The organism is Novipirellula methanifontis (assembly GCF_052161655.1).
In the GTDB taxonomy this organism is placed as follows: Bacteria; Planctomycetota; Planctomycetia; order Pirellulales; family Pirellulaceae; genus Novipirellula.
This window is the reverse complement of sequence record NZ_CP197418.1, coordinates 6,839,386-6,858,791: the sequence shown is the minus strand read 5'-3', so window position 1 is coordinate 6,858,791 and position 19,406 is coordinate 6,839,386. Positions and strand designations below refer to the sequence as shown.

The following is a 19,406-nucleotide window of genomic DNA, read 5'->3' as shown; positions in this document are numbered from 1 at the left end:
ACTTATCCGTTCCACAATTCAATTGCGGGTTCGTCAACATGTTCATGTTGGTAGCACAGCACGCTGAGCGATGCGGTGTGCAAAATAAAATGCTGGCCCGCTTGAACGGGCAAGCCGATCCAGCGAACTCCCAACACGCGACCAAAGTGGCTGTGGGAAAACAACGCCACGTTACCATCGAGCATGATGAGTCGTTCGATCAGTCGATCGGCTCGCGACGAAATCTCGGCTGGCGATTCGCCATTGGGGCAACCGTCGAGAAACAGATTCCAATCGGGACGTTGTTTGAAAACGTCCGCATGTGTTTGGCCCTCATAGTCGCCATTGTCCCACTCGATCAGATCGGGTTCGGTCTCGACGAGTTCCCCACATCCAGCGAGTTCGCAAGTCTGACGCGCACGTTGTAGTGGACTGACCAGAACGTGGTCAAACGCGATGGGACGAAGCCGCAGACCAAGCCGCCGAGCTTCTTGTTCGCCGTGGGCGGTCAACGGGATGTCGGCACGGCCGGTATGTTGCCCTGACATCGACCACTCCGTCTCGCCGTGTCGCATCAGGTAAAGTCGTAGTGCCATTTATGAAACACTCCATTTCCAATTTCGGACCTCTGGCATGTCCTGACCGTTTCGGCAGATGTATTGCCGATGCTCGACAAGTTTCTCAGTCAGCAGTCGCTTCAGCGACTGTCCCTTGTCGCCCGTTTGGGGCAACCGGTCGATTGTGTCCATGACCAGGTGGAATCGATCGAGGTCGTTCATCACGGTCATGTCGAACGGAGTCGTAATCGTGCCCTCTTCCTTATAGCCGCGAACGTGAAAGTTGTCGTGGTTCGTGCGGCGATACGTCAGCCGATGGATCAACCACGGGTATGCGTGGAAAGCGAAAATTACCGGCTTGTTCTTCGTGAACAACGCGTCAAAGGCGGCGTCGCTGAGTCCGTGCGGATGTTCGCTGTGGGGTTGCAGTTTCATCAAGTCGACCACATTGACGACGCGAACCTTCAACTCTGGCAAGTGCTCTCGCATGATCGAAACGGCGGCCAGCGTTTCCAATGTTGGCACGTCACCACAACAGGCCATTACGACATCGGGATCGCCGCCATCGTCATTGCTGGCCCATTCCCAAATACCGATTCCTTCGGCGCAATGTTTCTCGGCCGCTTCCATCGTCAACCACTGCGGCGCGGGATGCTTGCCAGCGATTACGACATTGACGTAGTGACGGCTTCGCAGACAGTGATCCATGACGGACAACAAGCAGTTGGCATCCGGCGGCAGGTAGACGCGAACCACGGAGGCCTTTTTGTTGACGACATGGTCAATGAAGCCGGGATCTTGGTGCGTGAAGCCGTTGTGGTCTTGTCGCCAGACGTGGGACGCCAGCAAGTAATTCAGCGAAGCGATCTTGTGACGCCACGGCAAACCGTTGGTCACCTTCAACCACTTGGCGTGTTGATTGAACATCGAGTCGACGATGTGAATGAACGCTTCATAGCAGTTGAATAGTCCGTGGCGGCCGGTCAGCAAATAGCCTTCCAACCAACCTTCGCATTGGTGTTCGCTGAGCATTTCCATCACGCGTCCGGCGGGCGCGAGGAACTCGTCGTTCGGCGCGGTGCGGGCGTCCCATTGCCGCGAGGTAACATCGAAGACGGATTCCAGGCCGTTAGACGCAGTTTCGTCAGGACCGAAGACGCGGAAGTTCTGCTGCTCGGCATTGAGTTGCACCACATCGCGGACGAATCGACCAAGCACATGCGTGTCACCGATGCCCTGCACACCTGGTTCGGGGATTGCGACCGCGTAATCGCGATAGTTGGGCATCTTCAAGTCACGCAGCAACATGCCTCCGTTGGCGTGCGGGTTTGCTCCCATCCGCCGCGTACCTACGGGAGCCAGTTCGGCCAGTTCCGGTTTAAGTCGACCGGCGTCGTCAAACAATTCTTCGGGGCGGTAGCTTCGCAGCCAGTCTTCGAGCAACTGCAGGTGTTCTGGATGCGTCGCAGGATCCGACAGCGGAACTTGGTGCGAATGAAACGTGCCTTCGATCGGCACACCGTCGACCACTTTTGGCCCGGTCCAACCTTTCGGTGATTTCAGAACGATCATCGGCCAACGCGGACGCATCATGTTGCCATTTTTACGTGCGTCATGCTGGATGGATCGGATCTGCTCGATACACTTGTCAAGCGTTTCCGCCATAACTTCGTGCATCAACATGGGATCGTCGCCTTCGACAAAATGTGGCGTCCATCCGTATCCGCGTAGCAGTTGGTCGAGTTCTTCGTGTTCGATGCGTGCTAGCACGGTTGGGTTGGCGATCTTGTAGCCGTTTAGATGCAGGATCGGCAGCACCGCACCGTCATTGGCAGGATTGAGGAACTTGTTCGAGTGCCAAGCCGTCGCCAGCGGGCCTGTTTCCGCTTCGCCATCGCCAACGACACAGGCGACAACAAGGTCGGGATTATCGAAGACGGCACCGAAGGAATGGCTGAGCGAATAGCCGAGCTCGCCTCCTTCATGAATCGAGCCAGGGCACTCCGGCGAGGCGTGACTCGGGATGCCGCCTGGAAATGAGAACTGAATGAATAGCTTTCGCAGCCCCTCTTCGTCCTGGCTGATCTCGGGATAGATCTCGCTGTAAGTGCCTTCCAAATAGGTGTTCGCGACAACCGATGGCCCGCCGTGCCCGGGACCGGACACATAAATCATGTCGAGGTCGTTTTGTTTAATGACTCGATTTAGATGCGCATAGATGAAATTCTGACCGGGTGTCGTTCCCCAGTGCCCTAGAAGCATGTGTTTGACGTCAGAAAGTTTCAGCGGCCGTTTCAGCAGTGGGTTGTCGTAGAGGTAAATCTGCCCAACGGACAGGTAGTTGGCGGCTCGCCAGTAGGCGTCGACTTTGTGCAACAGTTCGGGTGTGAGTGTTCGTTCTTCTTGAAGCGTTGACATGGCCTCGTTCCTAAATTTAGGGGCGTTAGATTTTGATGTTCGACGAACCGCTGTGGAACGTGAGATTGTATTTTCTGATCATCGCTGCCACCGGATCAGACTACCTTCGGGCAGAATATTTCCATCTTCGTGTTTGGGCACGATCACTTGGCAGAAGACGTTTGTCGGAAATGTTGCCGACACGGTGTTTCGACGGTTTGACAAACGATTCGCCGAATCCTGCCAGTGCTTCAAACACTTCGACCTGGATGAGCATGTGATCACAAACACGCTGCACATTTGGCGGGTGGCCAGAGACGATTACTCCGCCAACCATTTGCGAGCTTTGTCGATGTCGCATGTATCGAAGTAACGAACTGACCCCGTCGTGAACGGCTTGCAGAACAGCGCCATACCGTGTTCCCACTTCTTGTCACCGACGATCGCGAGACGCTCGATGTCGTTGAAGTGCTTGACGTCAAACTTGACGTCCTCCCAAAGAGCCGCCGCATCCCAGCCGTGGAAGTCATGCATCTCGAACAGAATTCGAACTTTACCGTAGGCTTCGATTTGGCGTTCGACGGACGGAGTGAAAATGTCATAGGCGGCTCGATCAAGCTTCCCACTAGCGCGAATCTCCAACAGGTTTCCTTCTTGGACTTCGCTGAGTTCAACGGACATGACATCACCTTCGATTTAAGTGGATTTAACAAACAGTGTTTGGTTGAACGCTCGATCATTTCAGAAGCAACGCAGAAGCAACTGCAATGCCAAAACCGAATCAGGAATCAACTGCCGCTTAAGTGCCGATTTGGGGCAATACGTTGCCCGTTGCGGCGTGACACGGATTGATCTCGCCAAAAGTTGTCAGTCGCCGCACACCAATGCGCCCGTATGTGCTCAGGTGACAGTGCAATTCATTGCAGCATCTGTCTTCCCCTGGTAAACGATTCACATACGCGAGAACGAAGAACTAGCGGAATACCGTTTGCGATATCCAGTGGCCGTGGTTCAGCACAAGTACCGTGGTTCAGCACAAGTGTTGCCTAGACTTCGATTGGACAGACGAATGATTAAGTCAGAAACTCAAGGGTTTATCGAGCTTATCAAGATAGCTTCGACCTATCTGGTTATCACTTCGCTCTATGCTTGCAGCGTTCTCTATCTTGAAGAACGATACGGCGACGCCCTTTACAGTGTGCCGGGACAAATCGGATCCGTCTTTGGTCTTGCCGTTGCTTTTTTTCTAGGCTTTCGAATGAATTCGGCGTATGACCGATGGTGGGAGGCTCGCAAAATATTTGGCGAACTCACGAACAATACTCGAAGCTTTGTCGTAAAATGCGGCACCTATGTGCATGCCATTGATTCCAGGCGAGACGCGACAGTCGCTTGTAATCAGTTGGTTGACTTGGCGATCGCATTTGTTCGGCAACTCAAATCGGAAATGCACGAAGTTCAGCATCCTGAATTAGATGAGCACACCAAAAAGCTTTTCGGCGACAACCGGGTCGATGTCCAGAACAAGCTTACCAACGAGATTCTATTGGCGCTCGCGGTCAACGTGGAGCAGACATTTCAAAGCAGCAATCCAATTGAAAAATATGACCTCATGCAACACGTCGGACGGTTCTTCGACATTCAAGGAAAAGCAGAACGAATAAACAATACGCCTTTCCTGCATATTTACGGGGCCTTCACTCGAATTATCGTAATTAGCTACGTCATTCTAATGCCCTTTTTTATCGGCGACATTGATCCCGGTGGAGAGGACAGCACGCTGGAACTATTGGCGATCCCGATCCTCGTTTTGATCAGTACGGCCTTTCTAACCATCAACCGTCTGGCGAATCTGTTGGGCGAGCCGTTAAGTGAACACAGAACGTCCGTTGCAATTGACGCGATTTGCCAAACCATCGTGCAAGATTCCGAACAATTTAAAATGAAGTTCCAGCCCAAAAACGAATCGGCCGAAAACGAAGTGGGCTGAAAACTGACTTACACCGCAGTCATTACTTGAAAGGCATTTCCCGCGGGAACGTCGGTGACCCGCGTTCAGCGACGCGTTACTTATCAAAGACGACGAGCGGCTTGAGGATTCCGTCTTCCTTGGTTTCCATCAGATGCAAAGCCTTGTCGACCTGGTCAAAAGCGAACTTGTGAGTCGTCAACGGCGACGGGTCGACACGGCCACGCTCAATCAATCCAAGCAGCCGTGACATACGCACGTTCCCGCCGGGACAGAGTCCCGTCCGAATCACCTTGTCGCTCATCCCCACGCCCCACTGGACACGGGGAATCTCCACACTGTCGCCGTGCCCAAAGTAGCCCGCAACCGAGATCGTTCCGCCCGGCCGAGTGGCTTTCACACAAGCCTCGAACGTTGTCTGTCCGCCGAGACACTCGATTGTCGAATCGACTCCGACGCCCGCGGTCAGTTTGCGAATCTCTTCGATCGGATCTGCTTGGGTGTAGTCGAGCGTCACGTCAGCACCAAATTGACGCGACAATTCCAAACGATTGGCAACGCCATCGACTCCGATCACCAGTCCAGCCCCCAACAGACGGGCGCCGACCGTTGCCATCAATCCGACAGGGCCTTGAGCAAAGATGGCGACCGTGCCTCCCAGTGGGATGTTGGCGTGCTCGGCTCCCATGAACCCCGTCGACATCATGTCACACGCGTAAACCGCAATGTCGTCGGAGATTGAAGCGGGAATAGGCGTCAAGTTCGCATTGGCGTCATTGACGTGAAAATACTCGGCGAAGTTTCCGTCCTTAGTGTTCGCGAACTTCCATCCCCCCAGCATCGTTTCGCATTGCGACGTATAGCCTCGTTGGCAGTTTTCACAATGGAAACAGGGCGTGATCGCGTTGACTGCCACGCGATCGCCTTCCTTGAATCCACGCACTTCGCTGCCGAGTTTCGCAACGACACCGACCGCTTCGTGCCCGAGCGTCAGGTTCCGTCGATCGCCGATCGCACCCTTTAGCGTATGGACATCGGACGTACACACCAAAGCGCGAGTTGTTTTCACGACTGCGTCATTGGGGCCGGGGTCAGGAATGGGCTTGTCCATGAATACTACTTTTCCAATCCCTTCCATCACGAACGCTTTCATCATTTTTGTCATCGTCGCTTCAATATCACCGTGTGGATGTGTTAAGTGAGGAATCTTTCTCGTAGGGGCATCGCAAACATTGTGCCGGGAGAATCAGGAGCTGATTGCATCCCAACTTCCGTCTTCGACTTGTGTCAGAGCGCGGATGTGCACGGGGTTGCCCACTATCGGGCAAGAATTCAGGTTTGGATTGCCGCGCGCTAACGGTAAGTGTCTTGCCGACAATGTGAATCGACCTATAGCTAATTCACGTCTTTGTCCGATCAAAGCGAGCGGGTAGCGAATTGCTCCAGGGATCGGAGGTTCGGCATCGCTTTTTAAATTGCTTGAATGGGGAGCCCGCGTATCTTCATGCATCGTCTGGCGGAGACTTCTGCTGTGTCACTCTTTGATGCTGCAATCGTCAATGAGGGGTTGGTCTCGAACTCAGCAAATTCGAATTGTAGACTTTCCATTTGATTGGCCCTCAAGAGTAAGTAGGCAAACACGTAACGAATCGTGAACTGAAATGCCTGACCTGAACCGTTGTGAGGGCGAGTGTTCGCCGGATGAGCTGCGCGTATTTGCACAAGCCTCTGTTCCTTAATGGCTCATTGGCAGGCTCTTTACAATGCTGTTCATTGGAAAGAACGTCATGGCACTAAAGTTGCGTTGGTTGCGTTGGTCTAGTAATTGCAAACAAACTGATGTTCACGCATAGGAACTCCGACATGTGCCAGTTCGTTCACGTCACCGACCTCCGGGACGAAGCATTCGAGATTCTTGAAGAAAATCAAAACGAAGATGGCCGCTCCGTCAGCCTCATCGATGCCGACCAATGCGAACAAGCTTGGGAGCGTGGCGACGCCGAATTTGCGGACTTCGAATTCTGCGGAGTCGTAGAATCAGAGGATGATATTGTTCTCGAACTTGCGTGATAAACGCAGCCGAGAACTTGTCGTCCTCGGACTCCCTCGATACTAGCCCCCGCCGCTTTTATTTTTGGTTCGATCGACGATCTTATAGGTCGAGCCTGACAGGGTAGTTGGCGGCATTGGTTCGCCCTTCACCACGGTCACTTCGTGCCCCTTGCGTCCTCGGGGGCCGATCTCTTGATACTGCCCTGATGCCGGTGCCTTTTCGCCTGGCTTTAGTTGGGTGGTTTTGTCCGACATGGTAATCCCCGAATGTGCGTTGCGAAATTTGGCGACTCAACGGAGCCCCCTGATTCGCAAAGACCGCAATGATCATGCCAACCGCGACTGCAGAGACGTTGGCGGTCAAGCAGTTGAGCGATGTATGAACTGAAGTTGATTTTCGTATCGCCAGGGTGAGTCTTGGCATGACGAATGCGAGACGAATTCATCATGCCCGGGGCGCTCCAGATTAAGTCCGACTTGATACTCACTTCCCCTCTACTTGGAAACAAAAATGATTTTTCGCGTAATGCTCTTCACCATGCTTTTGCTACCGCTTGCTCAACCTACTGCGAATGCGGACGAAGGCAAGTCCACCGACGAGAAACAACAAGTCGTGGTCCATCTCTCGCATTTCACCGACGACCTGCATCGCTCCTTCATGGCGCTGAAAATTGCCAATCTGATACAGGAACACGGTGCGGACGTAACCCTTTTTCTCGACCTTGAGGGCGTACGCTTGGCCGAACGCAAGCAGTTGTTGAACATGACTTGGGGGCCGGATTCACCACCGCTCTCGGAGCACTATGACAACTTCATCACTGGTGGCGGCAAAGTGGTTGTGTGTCCGCACTGTGCCAAATCGGCTAGGATCGGCGACGGGTCGCTCCGGCGCAACGCCGAGATCGCAACCATGCCGTCGCTCGGGAAGCTACTTATGGACGCCGACAAAGTCATGGATTACTAATGTCCGGGATTTCGCTTCCACAGTTCGTACTCGCTAGCTGGACAGCGTGATTTTGGCAGGATCGCAATTTGGTCCCTCAATCCAAGACATAAGTTTTGAAGTTGCGTTATTGTCGTGTTTCTCGGCAAATCATAACCCGAAGCGTGAGTTTTGAAGTTGCTGTTTTTGTGCCGGAGGCACTTTATGGGATAGCCTTGGACTTTAGTCCAAGTTTATCGGTTCTGAAATTGGCACCAAGTCGCGGAGCGACGTTCTGTGGCGAACGATCAAGTCACAAAACGTCCCGCTGGGACTCGATTGATATTGGCGAAAATCCCTCGGACTAAAGTCCGAGGCTATCGAAATATTTCGCTCCGCGACAGCAAATAACGCAACTTCAAAACTCACGCGTCGGGTTGTGAAAAACACGCAACATCAAAACCAACGTTTCGGATTAGATGAACTGGGCTCGGGAATTGAATTTGACCATCGAGCGGATGTTGGCAATCTTGCTACGCTGCCAATCGGGCAATCAATGACGACTACAATGAATGCAGCCGAGAATCTGGCGTCGACATTCACCCATGGAAAATTCTATGAACTGGTTGGACCGAATACCGCTGCTGCTGTTTCTGTTGGCGGCGTTGTCGTTGGGGTTGGCTCCGTTTTTCCCAGAGCCACACATTTGGGAAAAGTTAAAAATGCTGGCGGGCGGAACGCTCAGGCGACCAATCGATATTTTCGATTTACTGCTACACGCGACACCGTGGTTGCTATTGATCGCAAAAGTCGTTCGGATGATGATGCGGCAAAGTGAACCTTGAGACGATGACGATTTGGTTCGAGAGCATCGAAGTGTAAACCGAAGTTTTCTTGCCGGGGAACCACTCGACCACACTTGCTGCGGAGCTGGTGATGCCGGACGAGTATCCGTCAATCCACTTCCTGGTTTACGTTCCGTTTGTGAACAACAGAATCGTTGTTGCAATCTGAGTTTTAGGATATGAAAACGAATGATGCAGTACACAATTGAGCCAGATCTCAAGCCAACTGAGTTCATTGATATACTCCGCCGTTCGACATTGGCCGAGCGGCGTCCGGTGGCGGATTCGGATCGGATTGCGAAGATGCTGTCGCATGCGGATTTGGTTGTGACGGCGCGAGATGAATCCGGGACGCTTGTCGGCGTGGCGCGGGCGATCAGCGATTTTGCATATTGCACCTATTTGTCTGACTTGGCCGTCGATACTGCTTTTCAGGGGACCGGAATTGGTCGGGAACTGATCCGTTTCGTTCATGAAAAGGCGGGACTGGACACACGGCTGATTCTTCTCTCGGCGCCGGCCGCGCAGAGCTACTACCCGCACATCGGAATGGTCAAGCACGAATCGTGCTGGATGATCCCGCCCAAAGCAGATTCTTGAACTCTGATCTACGCTAATTGAGTTGAGCACGATCCTGATGAACAACAATGAAATCCTGGCCCACAACCGAAGAGCGTGGGACTTAAATGTTGACGGGGGCAATCGATGGACTAGCCCGGTCAGTGCGATGACGGTTGAGAAAGCGAGTGCCGGCGACTTCTCGATCGTTCTGACTCCGATGAAGTCAGTGCCCAGAAGCTGGTTCCCGCCGCTCGAGCAAACAAGAGTTCTTTGCCTCGCGTCCGCCGGCGGTCAACAAGCCCCGGTGCTGGCAGCGGCCGGCGCGCACGTAACCGTTTTTGACAATTCTCCTCGTCAACTCGACCAAGACCGTTTTGTCGCCAGTCGCGACGGGCTGAAGATGGAGTATGTCGAAGGCGACATGTCGGACCTATCGGTTTTTGCAAACGACTCGTTTGATTTGGTGTTTCATCCATGCTCGAATTCATTCGTCCCAAATGTTCTGCCGGTATGGCGTGAGTGCCACCGGATCTTGCGACCTGGAGGTGTCCTAATGGCTGGATTTACAAATGCAGTACGCTACATCTTCGATGATGAACGCAAGGAGAACGGCAATTTGGAAGTTCGATATTCTCTACCCTATTCCGACATGGATCATCTGAACGAAAGTCACATTCAGAAAGCAATCCGAGCAGGGGAAACCCTTGAGTTTGGCCATACGCTCTCCGATCAAATCGGTGGACAATTGGATGCTGGTTTCATGCTGACAGGGTTCTACGAAGATCGCTTTGCTGACTCCGACGACGATCCGCTTTCACAGTTCCTCGATACCTTTATCGCGACCCGGGCCATCAAGCCCTGATCGGATTCGTTGACGTCGGAAAGCCCCTGAACGCAGCAGCCACATGACATCCCGGTGTCTGTTTATCTGTCGGGTTCCACTTCTTAACTGTGATAACGCTGTTCTGGGTCAGCAGGGCAGCGCGTCGTTAGAGTCGCAGGCCGCCAAACTGCCCATCGCGTCTCAATACAGGGTGCACCGACGATGGCAGATGGTGCTAACGAGCTCTGGGCAACATAGAGGCAATGTAATGTCTCGGTGCGAGGTTCGATTGTCCCCTATTTTCATTGTCCGCGTATTTGTGAGCCGACGGCACTAGCCGCGGGCCTCTTTTTACCCACGTTTTACCAAGCGGCGGCCCGACGCTAGCGAGTTCGGCTCATAAAATGGGACAGTCGAACTGTTCTAAACCGTGCTCTGGCGTGAACGAGTGAAGTTGAGCGTTGTTGCGTGTTCTCATCGAGTCCTCGCTCCACTGTCGTTTACCAGCGAATTTGAGCCTTTAAATTGAAGCAGCCACCGGACGGTTGCTATCCATCCGAAGCCGCAGCATAGCAAGCCAGTTGGCAAGATGTGACTCGCCAGCCAGTCTGTGATTGAAAAAATTTCTCCTAAAAGTCTTGACAAGGCAATCGATAGCTGTATTGTACAGGTAACGGATTTGCTTTCGAGGCTGCGTGTTTTTATCCCACGCGTCAGGTGAGCGAACGCATAAATTCAACTCGTATGAACCAAGTGATATGCCTCTATTGGAAAAACGCAGCGTTCGACTTCCACGGCTCGCTTTCGTTGTGCGGATACTTTTCGCGCTGTTCCTTTTTGGCACCGGGATCATGACCATGGGCTTTGCCGTAAATGGTTACCCCGTAAGCGATCCGGCTGGTGATTTAGGTCAATTTATGCTCGCGTTAGAGAAAACGGGCTATCTGATCTTTTGGGTTGGCTTTTTCAAGACGGTCGCTGGCGGCTTGATGCTCTTCCCACGGACATCGTCACTCGCGATCCTGATGTCGTTGCCCTATGCGTTCAATATCCTGCTCTACGTGATCTTCTTTGCTCATCAATACCTCGTCATCGGTCTTTTAGATTTCGGGGCGTGTGCTTTGCTGATTTACTGCCACTTTGATTGGTATCGTCCGATCTTTGCGGGACCTACGACCGTTTCAATCCAGGAATCGCAGGGCAATGAAGATGCATTTTGACTCCGAGGGTTCGCCTGGATTCGCAATCGGGCGTGTCGCTTATCAGATTCGTTCTGCCATGGCAGCGGTGCTGAAGAGTGCGAGTTGGCCGTTCTCGCCGGAGGAAACACAGACACTGATCACTCTGTTGGATGCAGGTGAACCGCTAAGCATGAACGAGCTGGCATCGCGGATGATTCGTGATCCGACGACGGTGAAGCGACAGTTGGATCGACTCGTTGAACATCAGTTTGTTGAGCGGAATGTATCCAGTGAAGACGCTCGCATCGTGATGATTGGACTGACTCGCCGTGGCGAGCAGAAACTCGCAACGGTACTACCGTTGTTGGACGACTTGCGGGAAACGACGCTCAAGGGCATTTCTATGTCGGAGCTGGAAGCGACGCAAAACGTTCTGCGAAAGATGCAGAAGAACTTAATGAACCACATTTCAAAGGAATAGTCTGATGAACAGAATCATGTTTACTCTCTGCCTGATGCTAGTCAGTGCAAGTTCAAGCCTAGCTCAGGACGCGGGCAGCGCGACGGAGCGGCTGAGAAACCAGAGCACTCAATTCACAGAGCAGATCATTAAGGTTGCCGACAATGTTTACGTCGCGGTTGGGTTCAGCGTATCGAATGTCTCGATGATCGTTGGTGATGATGGCGTCGTCATCATCGACACGGGAATGATGGTCGATGACGCCGAGCGGATCGTGACGGAGTTTCGCAAAGTGACCGACAAGCCAGTCAAGGCGATCGTGTTCACGCACGCGCATGGTGATCACACGGGCGGCGCGTCGGCGTTTTTGGGCAACGAACGACCGCAGATTTGGGCACACGAGAATTTTGGGAGTGAAGCTCGCTCATGGTCGTCTGGCAACCTGAGCGTTCAAAATTTGCGAGGTGCACGGCAGGCCGGATTCAAATTGGCCCCCGAACAACGGATCAATAACGGTATCGCGCCCGTTCGTTACCCAAAACGCGGTGGGGGAGTTTTTGCATCGGCAGAAGAAACCAAACCAACGCACTTCCTCAAAGGCGAACGTCAAACGATCAAGGTCGCGGGGATCGAACTGGAACTCGTTTCATCGCCTGGCGAAACCAACGATCAGCTATTTGCTTGGTATCCGACCGGAAAAGTCCTCTTCGCGGGCGACAATTTCTACCGGTCGTTTCCGAACTTGTACGCGATCCGTGGCACTCCCAATCGTAGCGTTCGATTGTGGGCCGAGAGTCTCGGGAAGCTTGCGGCCTATGATGCCGAGGCGATTGTAGGTGGTCATACGAATCCGATAATCGGCGCGGGCCAAGTCAAGCAAGTTTTGACCGACTACCATGCTGCCGTTCAGTTCATTAACGACAAGACGGTCGAAGGAATAAACAAGGGGCTCACACCCGATCAATTGGTCCAGTACGTGCAGCTTCCCGACGAGCTCGCCAATAAGGACTATTTGCAACCGTTTTACGGACATCCGGAATGGGGAGTGCGAACGGTGTTCAGCGGTTACCTCGGCTGGTTCGACGGCAATCCTTCCAATCTGTTTCGTTTGACGCCGAATGACGAAGCCGAACGTCTCAGCAAACTGCTAGGCGGCCCGGACAAGTTGCTCGCCGCTGCTCGCAGTGCGCTCGCAGCAGACGACAACCAATGGGCCGCGCAACTCGCCGATCATCTGCTTGCCATTGATGCGGATGACAAGAACGCGAAACAGATCAAAGCGGACGCATTGACCAAACTCGCCAGCAACATGGTTAACGCAACCGCCCGCAACTACTACCTGACCGTCGCCCGCGAGCTTCGCGACGAGACGAAATAGTAGCGACGTGGGCTCAAGGAGTTACCCGCCGATGATGGACGTTCTGTGAGGATAACTTTACCTGCCAGAAGAAGCTCGAAAAGGAAGGAACACTCTTTGGTGCGAGCCCGTTCTGGACATCGGATGAAAAGTCTTGCGAAGGTGAATGTATCATAGCTGTGCGTGCGGACAAAAGTGCTGAAGCCCAAGAGATTGCTGATACGGATCCGATGCACACGAAAGGGGCTCGGTTGTAGGTTGTGCGGCCATGGTTGTCGAGCGAAGGACGCATGACGATCCGTTTGGAGTTGGCTCCGGACAAAGCCGATTCGAATTCATCTCGTCAATCAAAAGTGCTCGATAACGATTTACTGACATGCTGGTGGATAGGGAATGGAACAATCAGATCAACGCGATGAAGCACTAACGACTCGCAAGAGAAAAACGAACGGCACACAGGTACGTGCTTGGCTCGATCTCTGCATGTTTATCGGTATGGTGCTGATACTTGCACCGCAGGCGACCGGTATTGCGGTCCATGAATGGGCGAGTTTCCTGATCATCATTCCATTTTTCTTGCATCTCATCTTCGCTTGGAAGTGGATTGTCAACACGACTCGGCGCTTTCTCAAACGGATTCCGGGTGACGCACGCTTTAACTATGTACTGGACTGGCTTCTATTTTTCCTCTTTGTGACGGCTTCCTTTTCAGGAGTGGTCATTTCGGAAGCGGCGTTACCAACACTGGGCATTCATGTCACGATCGACCCATTTTGGTCCGCTATCCACGACATCAGTGCCAATCTTCTGATGCTAGTGATCGGCATTCATTTAGCAATGCACTGGAGATGGATTGTGACCAACTTTGAGAAGTATATTTTGCGGCAACCTGCGCGAGCCAGTGCCGCCCAAGGGAGTGACTAGCGATGCCGACATTACGTGCGCCGATTCGGCCAATCCTGGCGATCATGTTCGCCTCTGCGATTGTCATATTTCTGATCGCGCCGCTCGATGAAACTCAGTGGGCGGCCGGGATGAGGGCGGGATTCTCGGCCGAAGGCGGTGACGGGTTTGAGGACGATGGTCCAAGTGGGGCAATCCGCTTTATTGGGCCAGTTCTGAAAATTGCGATCCTCATGGGCGTTCCGGCGATTATCACGATTGGAGTCCGAGACTTGATCCGCCGATTTCGCCCGAATTAGATCGGGATCATGAAGTAACAGACGCAGATGAATCAAAAGTCGGATACGCTCAATTCAAGTCCGTCAACCGCCAACAGGAATACCCCATGATCGAACGAATCGCAGTCACGGCAGCCAGCGGTCAGCTTGGTTCGGAAATTGTCCAAGCCGCAATCGATATAGTCGGTGCGGGAAACGTCGTCGGACTTGCCCGCACGCCGAGCAAGGCCGAATCGCTCGGCGTCGAGGTACGGCCAGGCGATTACACATCGCGTCGTGACTTGGAGCAATCACTTCACGATATCGGTACGTTGCTTCTCGTTTCCGGCATGGATGCTCCTGACGAACGGATTCAACAGCATCGCAACGTTATTGAAGCGGCCAAACACGCTGGCGTGAAGAAGATCGTCTACACGAGTATTCAAGGCGCCGAAGAGGGCACTGCGTTCTCGCCGGTCGTCCAGAGCAACCGCCAAACCGAAGATGATGTTCGCAACAGTGGTCTTGCATGGACGATCGGTCGCAACGGCATCTACATCGAGCCTGACGTTGAGTACATCGCGACGTACATCGAACGAGGGGAAATTGCGAATTGTGCGGGCGATGAAAAGTGTGGCTACACGACTCGTCCCGAACTGGCGTACGCCTACGCTCGCATGATGACGGAATCAAAACACGACGGTCAAACTTACAATCTGCACGGCCACCCGATTACTCAACAGCAGTTAGCCGAATACCTGAACGAGGCATATGGTACAGAACTGAAATACCGTTCGATGTCGGTGGATGAATATCGCGAAGAACGAATTGCCGAACTTGGTGAATTCATAGGCAGCGTGATTGCCGGAATTTACGAAGGAATCCGCAACGGTGCAGCGAACAACGAAAGTCATTTTGCTCAAGCAGCTGGTCGAGAGCATTTGAGTTGGGCATCGTATTTCGATGGACTGAAACAGCTTGGGCCGCCGGTGTGAGTCGTGAGTCCCAACTCTGTGAAGCATTCTTTTTTCGGGAATTGCGGCGTTTCAACGTAGCGGACTTCGTCAAGACTTTCGTTGACTGTCCGGGATGTTCGAAACTCTTGACGAGTTCCGCTACAAAATGCTTCACAGCATTACGCGAGTCCCTGCGAAGAATGCCCTGTTACATAAGTTTCAAAATTCGTGTTTCAATTTCGATGAAGTGCCCCAATTTCGGGAAGGAAAATCAGACGATGTACGTCAATCTAAAAACAGTTTGTTCGATCTTTGTTTTGATGCTTGCCGCTACAACTGCGAACGCGCAGACGCAGGTAGAGCCGAAGATCGCACTGAAAATGCTCAATGCTCAACAGCAGCAGTTCGAGCAGGGTATCGTCAAAGTTGCCGACAACGTCTTCACAGCCGTTGGATTCCACGGAGCCAACACATCGATGATTGTCGGTACTGATGGTGTCATAATCGTTGATACGCTGAAGGGACCGACGAGTGCCGCCGTGGCCTTCAAAGCGTTGCGGAAGTATAGCGACAAACCGGTCAAGGCAATCATCTACACCCACAGTCACGGCGATCACATCGGTGGTGCCAGTGCGTTTGTCGAAAACGAGATGCCGGACATCTATGCCACGGAAAGCTTCGGGTCGGCCGAAGGCGTGAACAAAGCGGTCAATCCGGTCAAGCAGAAGCGAAATGTCCGTCAGTTTGGACGAAATCTATCGCCGCTTGAGAGCACGAATCGCGGAGTTGCCCCGGCTTTAACCGTGGATAACGACGGCGGAAAAGGGTTTCTTCCTCCTACAATCACGGTGCCCAGCGGTGGGCTCAATACGACGATCGCGGGTGTTGATATCGAATTCCACATCGGTCCCGGCGAAACCGACGACGCCATGTTCATCTGGCTTCCCAAGCAGAAGGTTCTATTTGCGGGCGACAATTTCTATAGTTCCTTTCCAAACCTGTATGCCATTCGGGGAACGGCCTATCGAGACGTGCTTAGTTGGTCCGAGAGCGTTGCGAAGATGGCAGAGTTTAAGCCGCACTTTTTGGTTCCCGGTCATACCATGCCCATCCGCGGAGAAGCGACTGCGGTCGCGGCGTTGAAAGACTACAGTAAAGCGATCCGAAGTGTGTATGACCAAACGGTTCGAGGCATCAATGAGGGCAAAGGACCTGATCAGCTCGCGCACGAAGTTGAATTGCCCAAGCACTTAAAAGACAAGCCATATCTCATTGAGTTTTATGGCTCAGTACCCCATGCGGTCAGAGCAATCTATTCGGGGCTGTTGGGCTGGTTCGACGGGGATCCGACCACGCTGAATCCGATGGAACCCAAACGGAAAGCTCGAAACATTGCCGAATTGGCCGGTGGCACGCAAAAGCTAACCGCCCAGATGAACGCTGCATTGGCAGATCAAGACTACCAGTGGGCACTGGAACTTTCGGACCACCTGAAATGGCTCGACGATGGCGACAGAAATCTGGCTCGCAAAGTGAAGATTGAGGCACTCCGAGGCATGGCTGCACGCGAGTACAACGCGCCCAACCGGAACTACTATTTGAGCTATGCCAATGAGCTTGAGTCGGGCCAGTTGAGCGAGCTGTGGTTCTAGCAGCGACGGCTGTCCGCCTGAATTGCTCATGCAGACCAACACTGTCGCCGGCGCATCCGCACGCACAAGTGAAAGATGCAAAGTCTTTTCAAAGCCCTGCCCGCGTCCGGTCGGGAAACCTGTCCGGCTAAAAAGCGGTACAATTCGACCATGAACCCCTACGAACCACCACCGCTGACACCAGTAGACGAGCAGACAATCGATGCGACGACAGGTCCGGCCACCGAAAATTGGTTGCCGGCTTTCGCATGGTGGTTCGCCTTCGCGGGGTGGTTGTTTGTTCTCGGTCTGATTTTCTTGATGATGTTCGCTTGAAGTTCCGGCGAGCTAAGCAGTTAGGAAGGAGTCTTTCAGTAAATTGGCCGTTTTGGCACTAGCCACGGTTTCGGCGCTGAACCGGGGCTAACGCTGGGCCGCTAAAACTTTGGTATTGATATGAGGATTCGACTATCCATTTTGGCGTTGTTATTGTTCCTCTGATTCGTGAACGATCTGTCACGAAGTGACGTCATGCAATAACCACGGACGTGAGTCCGTGGTTTGGGAAACCAAGCGAACCCGAGTCGCAACGCGACGGCAGGAAACATGGGTGTGCATCAGAATGAACCACGGGGGATCGGCACCTGTCGTCGCTTCGCGACTGGTGTGTGTGGGGTGCGACATTGCCCCCGGACTCGCGTCCGGGGCTACCGCCTGCCGTCGCTATCGCGACTAAGAATCGAAACAAAACTTGCGCAAACTGAAAATCACGCACCAGCAAAGTTTTAGCGGACCAGGCTAGCGCTCAAACGGCTAATGGGATTTCGCCCAATGATTCCTGCCTACCTGCTTAGTCGGATAACGGCAGCGGTAACGGGACCGCCGCCAAGAAACCATGATTTCAAAACCCGCGTCATCGGCGGCGTCGGTTCACCGCTTGATTATCCGCTAGCCTGGACAAGGGAAAACCTGACGGTGCAGGTAACGAAGATTGTTCGAGACGATTCCTCTAGACTTTCGTCAATTGCATCCGTCCCGTCGCCACCGCCATCGGGGGCAGCCAGCATCACAGCACCACCAAATCCGAAGCGGGAATTGTCTCCGCCCCAGTCGGCGTCACCGATAAGACCCGAATTGCGTTTAGAACGCCTTCCCTCTTCCAGGTGCAAAACATCGCCAAGTTTCTCGCCAATTCTATCGGCAATCGCGTTAGCTTTCATTTTCGCAACATCGAACGCGTCAGACAGAGCTGCGGCCTCTAGCTCGGGAGAATCGTTGAACTCCGGTTGTCGCATGTCAACAGAAACAGTCTTTCGCTGCTTGTCTTTTTCTTGCAGCGGTTCCAATGCCTCAAGTGCACCGATCATCCGACCAATTTCACTAGCCTTGATGGTTACTTTACGAGTGGCTGTCTGCCCAACTTTGCGTTTCCAAATCCAAGGGCGTTGAAATTCGGTCCCGCCCTCCGACAGTTCGTGCCGATCAATCCCATTGCTCAGAAGTACGGCAATCGCCTGAGTGCGCAATTCCGCGACCTCGGCGAAAGCGGTGTCGTTCTTGGCCGCGCGAACCTCAAGCAAGACATCCGCGACGTATCGAGCCACCGCCGATTGGTACTGTCCCTCGCCCTTCGTTTCGATGTAGCGGTTCATTTGATTTCAGTCGGATAACGTCTGAGGTCACCCGGCACGAAAGGAAGATTGACCATGAATAAATAGATTTTTGAGAGCTCGGGTGCACCGGCATTCTTCGTCACACACGTTGCACGATGATTCACTTCCGAGCACTCCCGTCCGGAGGATTGTATCGCCGACGGAATCGGAAATCAAATCGACGGCGAGGGGAAATGGGGATCTCGAACTTGGAGGCACAGTACGTACTATTGAATCGCCGAACGACCCGACATTGTGTGAGAGTCTCTGCGTTGACGAACGGTTGTGGTCACCCGGTCCGAACGGACGAGCCACCATCAGGCAAAAGAACTTTAGAGGGCTCGGACGCACCAATTGGTTCTGCCTGTTTTGGTGCGGGAGTTGAACCGATAATCAGAACAAGTGCACTCCAAAAGGATAATAGAGTCCGATCGGCAGCGCAAAATCTGTCGGCGAACGACGGAGCATGCGCTGTTCGCCGCAAGAAGAAATGAACGAACAGGAGGAAACGGAGAGAACTGAGGAGAATTGAGCATCGACTCCGTTTACTCTGCGTCCTCCTGTTCAATCCGACCGTGCTGATCGCCTTGGAGGCAAAAAAATGTCTGGCAGAAAAACAAGATAAGATCCGGGGCGATCGCAATGCTGAGCTCGTTCCACACGTTACGCATGTTTTTGCCCCACATGTTTTTGCCGGCAATGTAGTGGAGAAAGAGTCTCGACGGTACGGATGCGAATCACTAGGTCGGCCTCACAATGTTGCGATCAAATCATCGATCGCGCTGATCACACGCACCGATTCGACTGCGCAACTTCTTCCATGCCAGAAAGTGGGCGGTAACCGAGTCGCCGGCAGAAAAGTATAATTTCAAAACACGCACCATCAGCGGCGGTGTCGGCTCAC

At 53.1% G+C, this 19,406-nt stretch carries 20 protein-coding genes; 14 read left to right on the top strand and 6 right to left on the bottom strand.

What is annotated here, in order from left to right; genetic code table 11:
* Positions 1-2: 2 nt before the first annotated feature.
* The 3 genes from SH528x_RS24920 to SH528x_RS24910 form a co-directional block, all read right to left on the bottom strand.
* Positions 3-575 (bottom strand): histidine phosphatase family protein, encoded by a 573-nt coding sequence (locus SH528x_RS24920; protein ID WP_442506154.1) that lies wholly within the window; start codon positions 573-575, stop codon positions 3-5.
* A complete protein-coding gene (locus tag SH528x_RS24915; RefSeq protein ID WP_442506153.1) occupies positions 576-2,954 on the bottom strand; it encodes a phosphoketolase family protein in 2,379 nt (792 codons plus the stop codon).
* Positions 2,955-3,254: 300 nt separating this feature from the next.
* Complete coding sequence (locus tag SH528x_RS24910; RefSeq protein WP_442506152.1) at positions 3,255-3,614, bottom strand: STAS/SEC14 domain-containing protein; 360 nt, start codon at positions 3,612-3,614, stop codon at positions 3,255-3,257.
* A gap of 319 nt (positions 3,615-3,933) precedes the next feature.
* On the opposite strand from SH528x_RS24910, the gene SH528x_RS24905 reads away from it, so the two are divergent.
* The gene (locus tag SH528x_RS24905) at positions 3,934-4,923 is read left to right on the top strand and encodes a hypothetical protein (protein ID WP_442506151.1); all 990 of its coding nucleotides are present in this window, start codon (positions 3,934-3,936) and stop codon (positions 4,921-4,923) included.
* A gap of 76 nt (positions 4,924-4,999) precedes the next feature.
* Here SH528x_RS24905 and SH528x_RS24900 read toward each other — a convergent pair whose 3' ends face one another.
* Entirely contained in the window at positions 5,000-6,067 is a 1,068-nt protein-coding gene (locus tag SH528x_RS24900; protein WP_442506150.1) for an NAD(P)-dependent alcohol dehydrogenase, read from the bottom strand.
* A gap of 698 nt (positions 6,068-6,765) precedes the next feature.
* On the opposite strand from SH528x_RS24900, the gene SH528x_RS24895 reads away from it, so the two are divergent.
* Positions 6,766-6,972, top strand: a complete 207-nt coding sequence (locus SH528x_RS24895) for a hypothetical protein (RefSeq protein WP_442506149.1) — start codon at positions 6,766-6,768, stop codon at positions 6,970-6,972.
* A 42-nt stretch (positions 6,973-7,014) separates the two neighbouring features.
* On the opposite strand, the gene SH528x_RS24890 is transcribed toward SH528x_RS24895, so the two are convergent.
* Positions 7,015-7,209 (bottom strand): YjzC family protein, encoded by a 195-nt coding sequence (locus SH528x_RS24890; RefSeq protein ID WP_442506148.1) that lies wholly within the window; start codon positions 7,207-7,209, stop codon positions 7,015-7,017.
* A 256-nt stretch (positions 7,210-7,465) separates the two neighbouring features.
* Between SH528x_RS24890 and SH528x_RS24885 the strand changes: the two genes are divergently transcribed.
* From SH528x_RS24885 to SH528x_RS24830, 12 genes are all read left to right on the top strand, one after another.
* Positions 7,466-7,918, top strand: coding sequence for a DsrE family protein (locus SH528x_RS24885; RefSeq protein ID WP_442506147.1), 453 nt, complete (start codon positions 7,466-7,468; stop codon positions 7,916-7,918).
* A gap of 575 nt (positions 7,919-8,493) precedes the next feature.
* Positions 8,494-8,721: a hypothetical protein gene (locus SH528x_RS24880; protein ID WP_442506146.1), complete on the top strand. Its 228-nt coding sequence runs from the start codon at positions 8,494-8,496 to the stop codon at positions 8,719-8,721.
* A 189-nt stretch (positions 8,722-8,910) separates the two neighbouring features.
* Entirely contained in the window at positions 8,911-9,321 is a 411-nt protein-coding gene (locus SH528x_RS24875; protein WP_442506145.1) for a GNAT family N-acetyltransferase, read from the top strand.
* Between the two features lie 37 nt (positions 9,322-9,358).
* The gene (locus SH528x_RS24870; RefSeq protein WP_442506144.1) at positions 9,359-10,144 is read left to right on the top strand and encodes a class I SAM-dependent methyltransferase; all 786 of its coding nucleotides are present in this window, start codon (positions 9,359-9,361) and stop codon (positions 10,142-10,144) included.
* 719 nt (positions 10,145-10,863) lie between these two features.
* Positions 10,864-11,325 carry a hypothetical protein gene (locus SH528x_RS24865; RefSeq protein ID WP_442506143.1) on the top strand — a complete coding sequence of 154 codons (462 nt, stop codon included), beginning with the start codon at positions 10,864-10,866 and terminating at the stop codon, positions 11,323-11,325.
* Positions 11,315-11,767, top strand: a complete 453-nt coding sequence (locus SH528x_RS24860) for a MarR family winged helix-turn-helix transcriptional regulator (RefSeq protein ID WP_442512173.1) — start codon at positions 11,315-11,317, stop codon at positions 11,765-11,767. Before SH528x_RS24865 ends, SH528x_RS24860 begins: the two co-directional genes overlap by 11 nt.
* Positions 11,768-11,771: 4 nt before the next feature.
* Positions 11,772-13,124 carry an alkyl sulfatase dimerization domain-containing protein gene (locus SH528x_RS24855; protein ID WP_442506142.1) on the top strand — a complete coding sequence of 451 codons (1,353 nt, stop codon included), beginning with the start codon at positions 11,772-11,774 and terminating at the stop codon, positions 13,122-13,124.
* 372 nt (positions 13,125-13,496) lie between these two features.
* Positions 13,497-14,027, top strand: coding sequence for a DUF4405 domain-containing protein (locus SH528x_RS24850; RefSeq protein WP_442506141.1), 531 nt, complete (start codon positions 13,497-13,499; stop codon positions 14,025-14,027).
* Positions 14,028-14,029: 2 nt separating this feature from the next.
* Positions 14,030-14,305, top strand: coding sequence for a hypothetical protein (locus tag SH528x_RS24845; protein WP_442506140.1), 276 nt, complete (start codon positions 14,030-14,032; stop codon positions 14,303-14,305).
* Between the two features lie 89 nt (positions 14,306-14,394).
* Complete coding sequence (locus SH528x_RS24840; protein ID WP_442512172.1) at positions 14,395-15,258, top strand: SDR family oxidoreductase; 864 nt, start codon at positions 14,395-14,397, stop codon at positions 15,256-15,258.
* Between the two features lie 239 nt (positions 15,259-15,497).
* Positions 15,498-16,871, top strand: a complete 1,374-nt coding sequence (locus SH528x_RS24835; RefSeq protein ID WP_442506139.1) for an alkyl sulfatase dimerization domain-containing protein — start codon at positions 15,498-15,500, stop codon at positions 16,869-16,871.
* Between the two features lie 150 nt (positions 16,872-17,021).
* On the top strand, positions 17,022-17,186 hold the full coding sequence (locus SH528x_RS24830) for a hypothetical protein (protein ID WP_442506138.1): 165 nt from the start codon (positions 17,022-17,024) through the stop codon (positions 17,184-17,186).
* A 605-nt stretch (positions 17,187-17,791) separates the two neighbouring features.
* Here SH528x_RS24830 and SH528x_RS24825 read toward each other — a convergent pair.
* Positions 17,792-18,502 carry an SIMPL domain-containing protein gene (locus SH528x_RS24825; RefSeq protein ID WP_442506137.1) on the bottom strand — a complete coding sequence of 237 codons (711 nt, stop codon included), beginning with the start codon at positions 18,500-18,502 and terminating at the stop codon, positions 17,792-17,794.
* Between the last annotated feature and the right edge of the window lie 904 nt (positions 18,503-19,406).

What these genes read in the sequence shown, in the direction of transcription:
- SH528x_RS24920 (WP_442506154.1), bottom strand. Translation starts at nt 575, where the DNA reads ATGGCACTACGACTTTACCTGATGCGACACGGCGAGACGGAGTGGTCG.
- SH528x_RS24915 (WP_442506153.1), bottom strand. Translation starts at nt 2,954, where the DNA reads ATGTCAACGCTTCAAGAAGAACGAACACTCACACCCGAACTGTTGCAC.
- SH528x_RS24910 (WP_442506152.1), bottom strand. Translation starts at nt 3,614, where the DNA reads ATGTCCGTTGAACTCAGCGAAGTCCAAGAAGGAAACCTGTTGGAGATT.
- SH528x_RS24900 (WP_442506150.1), bottom strand. Translation starts at nt 6,067, where the DNA reads ATGACAAAAATGATGAAAGCGTTCGTGATGGAAGGGATTGGAAAAGTA.
- SH528x_RS24895 (WP_442506149.1), top strand. Translation starts at nt 6,766, where the DNA reads ATGTGCCAGTTCGTTCACGTCACCGACCTCCGGGACGAAGCATTCGAG.
- SH528x_RS24890 (WP_442506148.1), bottom strand. Translation starts at nt 7,209, where the DNA reads ATGTCGGACAAAACCACCCAACTAAAGCCAGGCGAAAAGGCACCGGCA.
- SH528x_RS24885 (WP_442506147.1), top strand. Translation starts at nt 7,466, where the DNA reads ATGATTTTTCGCGTAATGCTCTTCACCATGCTTTTGCTACCGCTTGCT.
- SH528x_RS24880 (WP_442506146.1), top strand. Translation starts at nt 8,494, where the DNA reads ATGAACTGGTTGGACCGAATACCGCTGCTGCTGTTTCTGTTGGCGGCG.
- SH528x_RS24875 (WP_442506145.1), top strand. Translation starts at nt 8,911, where the DNA reads ATGATGCAGTACACAATTGAGCCAGATCTCAAGCCAACTGAGTTCATT.
- SH528x_RS24870 (WP_442506144.1), top strand. Translation starts at nt 9,359, where the DNA reads ATGAACAACAATGAAATCCTGGCCCACAACCGAAGAGCGTGGGACTTA.
- SH528x_RS24865 (WP_442506143.1), top strand. Translation starts at nt 10,864, where the DNA reads ATGCCTCTATTGGAAAAACGCAGCGTTCGACTTCCACGGCTCGCTTTC.
- SH528x_RS24860 (WP_442512173.1), top strand. Translation starts at nt 11,315, where the DNA reads ATGCATTTTGACTCCGAGGGTTCGCCTGGATTCGCAATCGGGCGTGTC.
- SH528x_RS24855 (WP_442506142.1), top strand. Translation starts at nt 11,772, where the DNA reads ATGAACAGAATCATGTTTACTCTCTGCCTGATGCTAGTCAGTGCAAGT.
- SH528x_RS24850 (WP_442506141.1), top strand. Translation starts at nt 13,497, where the DNA reads ATGGAACAATCAGATCAACGCGATGAAGCACTAACGACTCGCAAGAGA.
- SH528x_RS24845 (WP_442506140.1), top strand. Translation starts at nt 14,030, where the DNA reads ATGCCGACATTACGTGCGCCGATTCGGCCAATCCTGGCGATCATGTTC.
- SH528x_RS24835 (WP_442506139.1), top strand. Translation starts at nt 15,498, where the DNA reads ATGTACGTCAATCTAAAAACAGTTTGTTCGATCTTTGTTTTGATGCTT.
- SH528x_RS24830 (WP_442506138.1), top strand. Translation starts at nt 17,022, where the DNA reads ATGAACCCCTACGAACCACCACCGCTGACACCAGTAGACGAGCAGACA.
- SH528x_RS24825 (WP_442506137.1), bottom strand. Translation starts at nt 18,502, where the DNA reads ATGAACCGCTACATCGAAACGAAGGGCGAGGGACAGTACCAATCGGCG.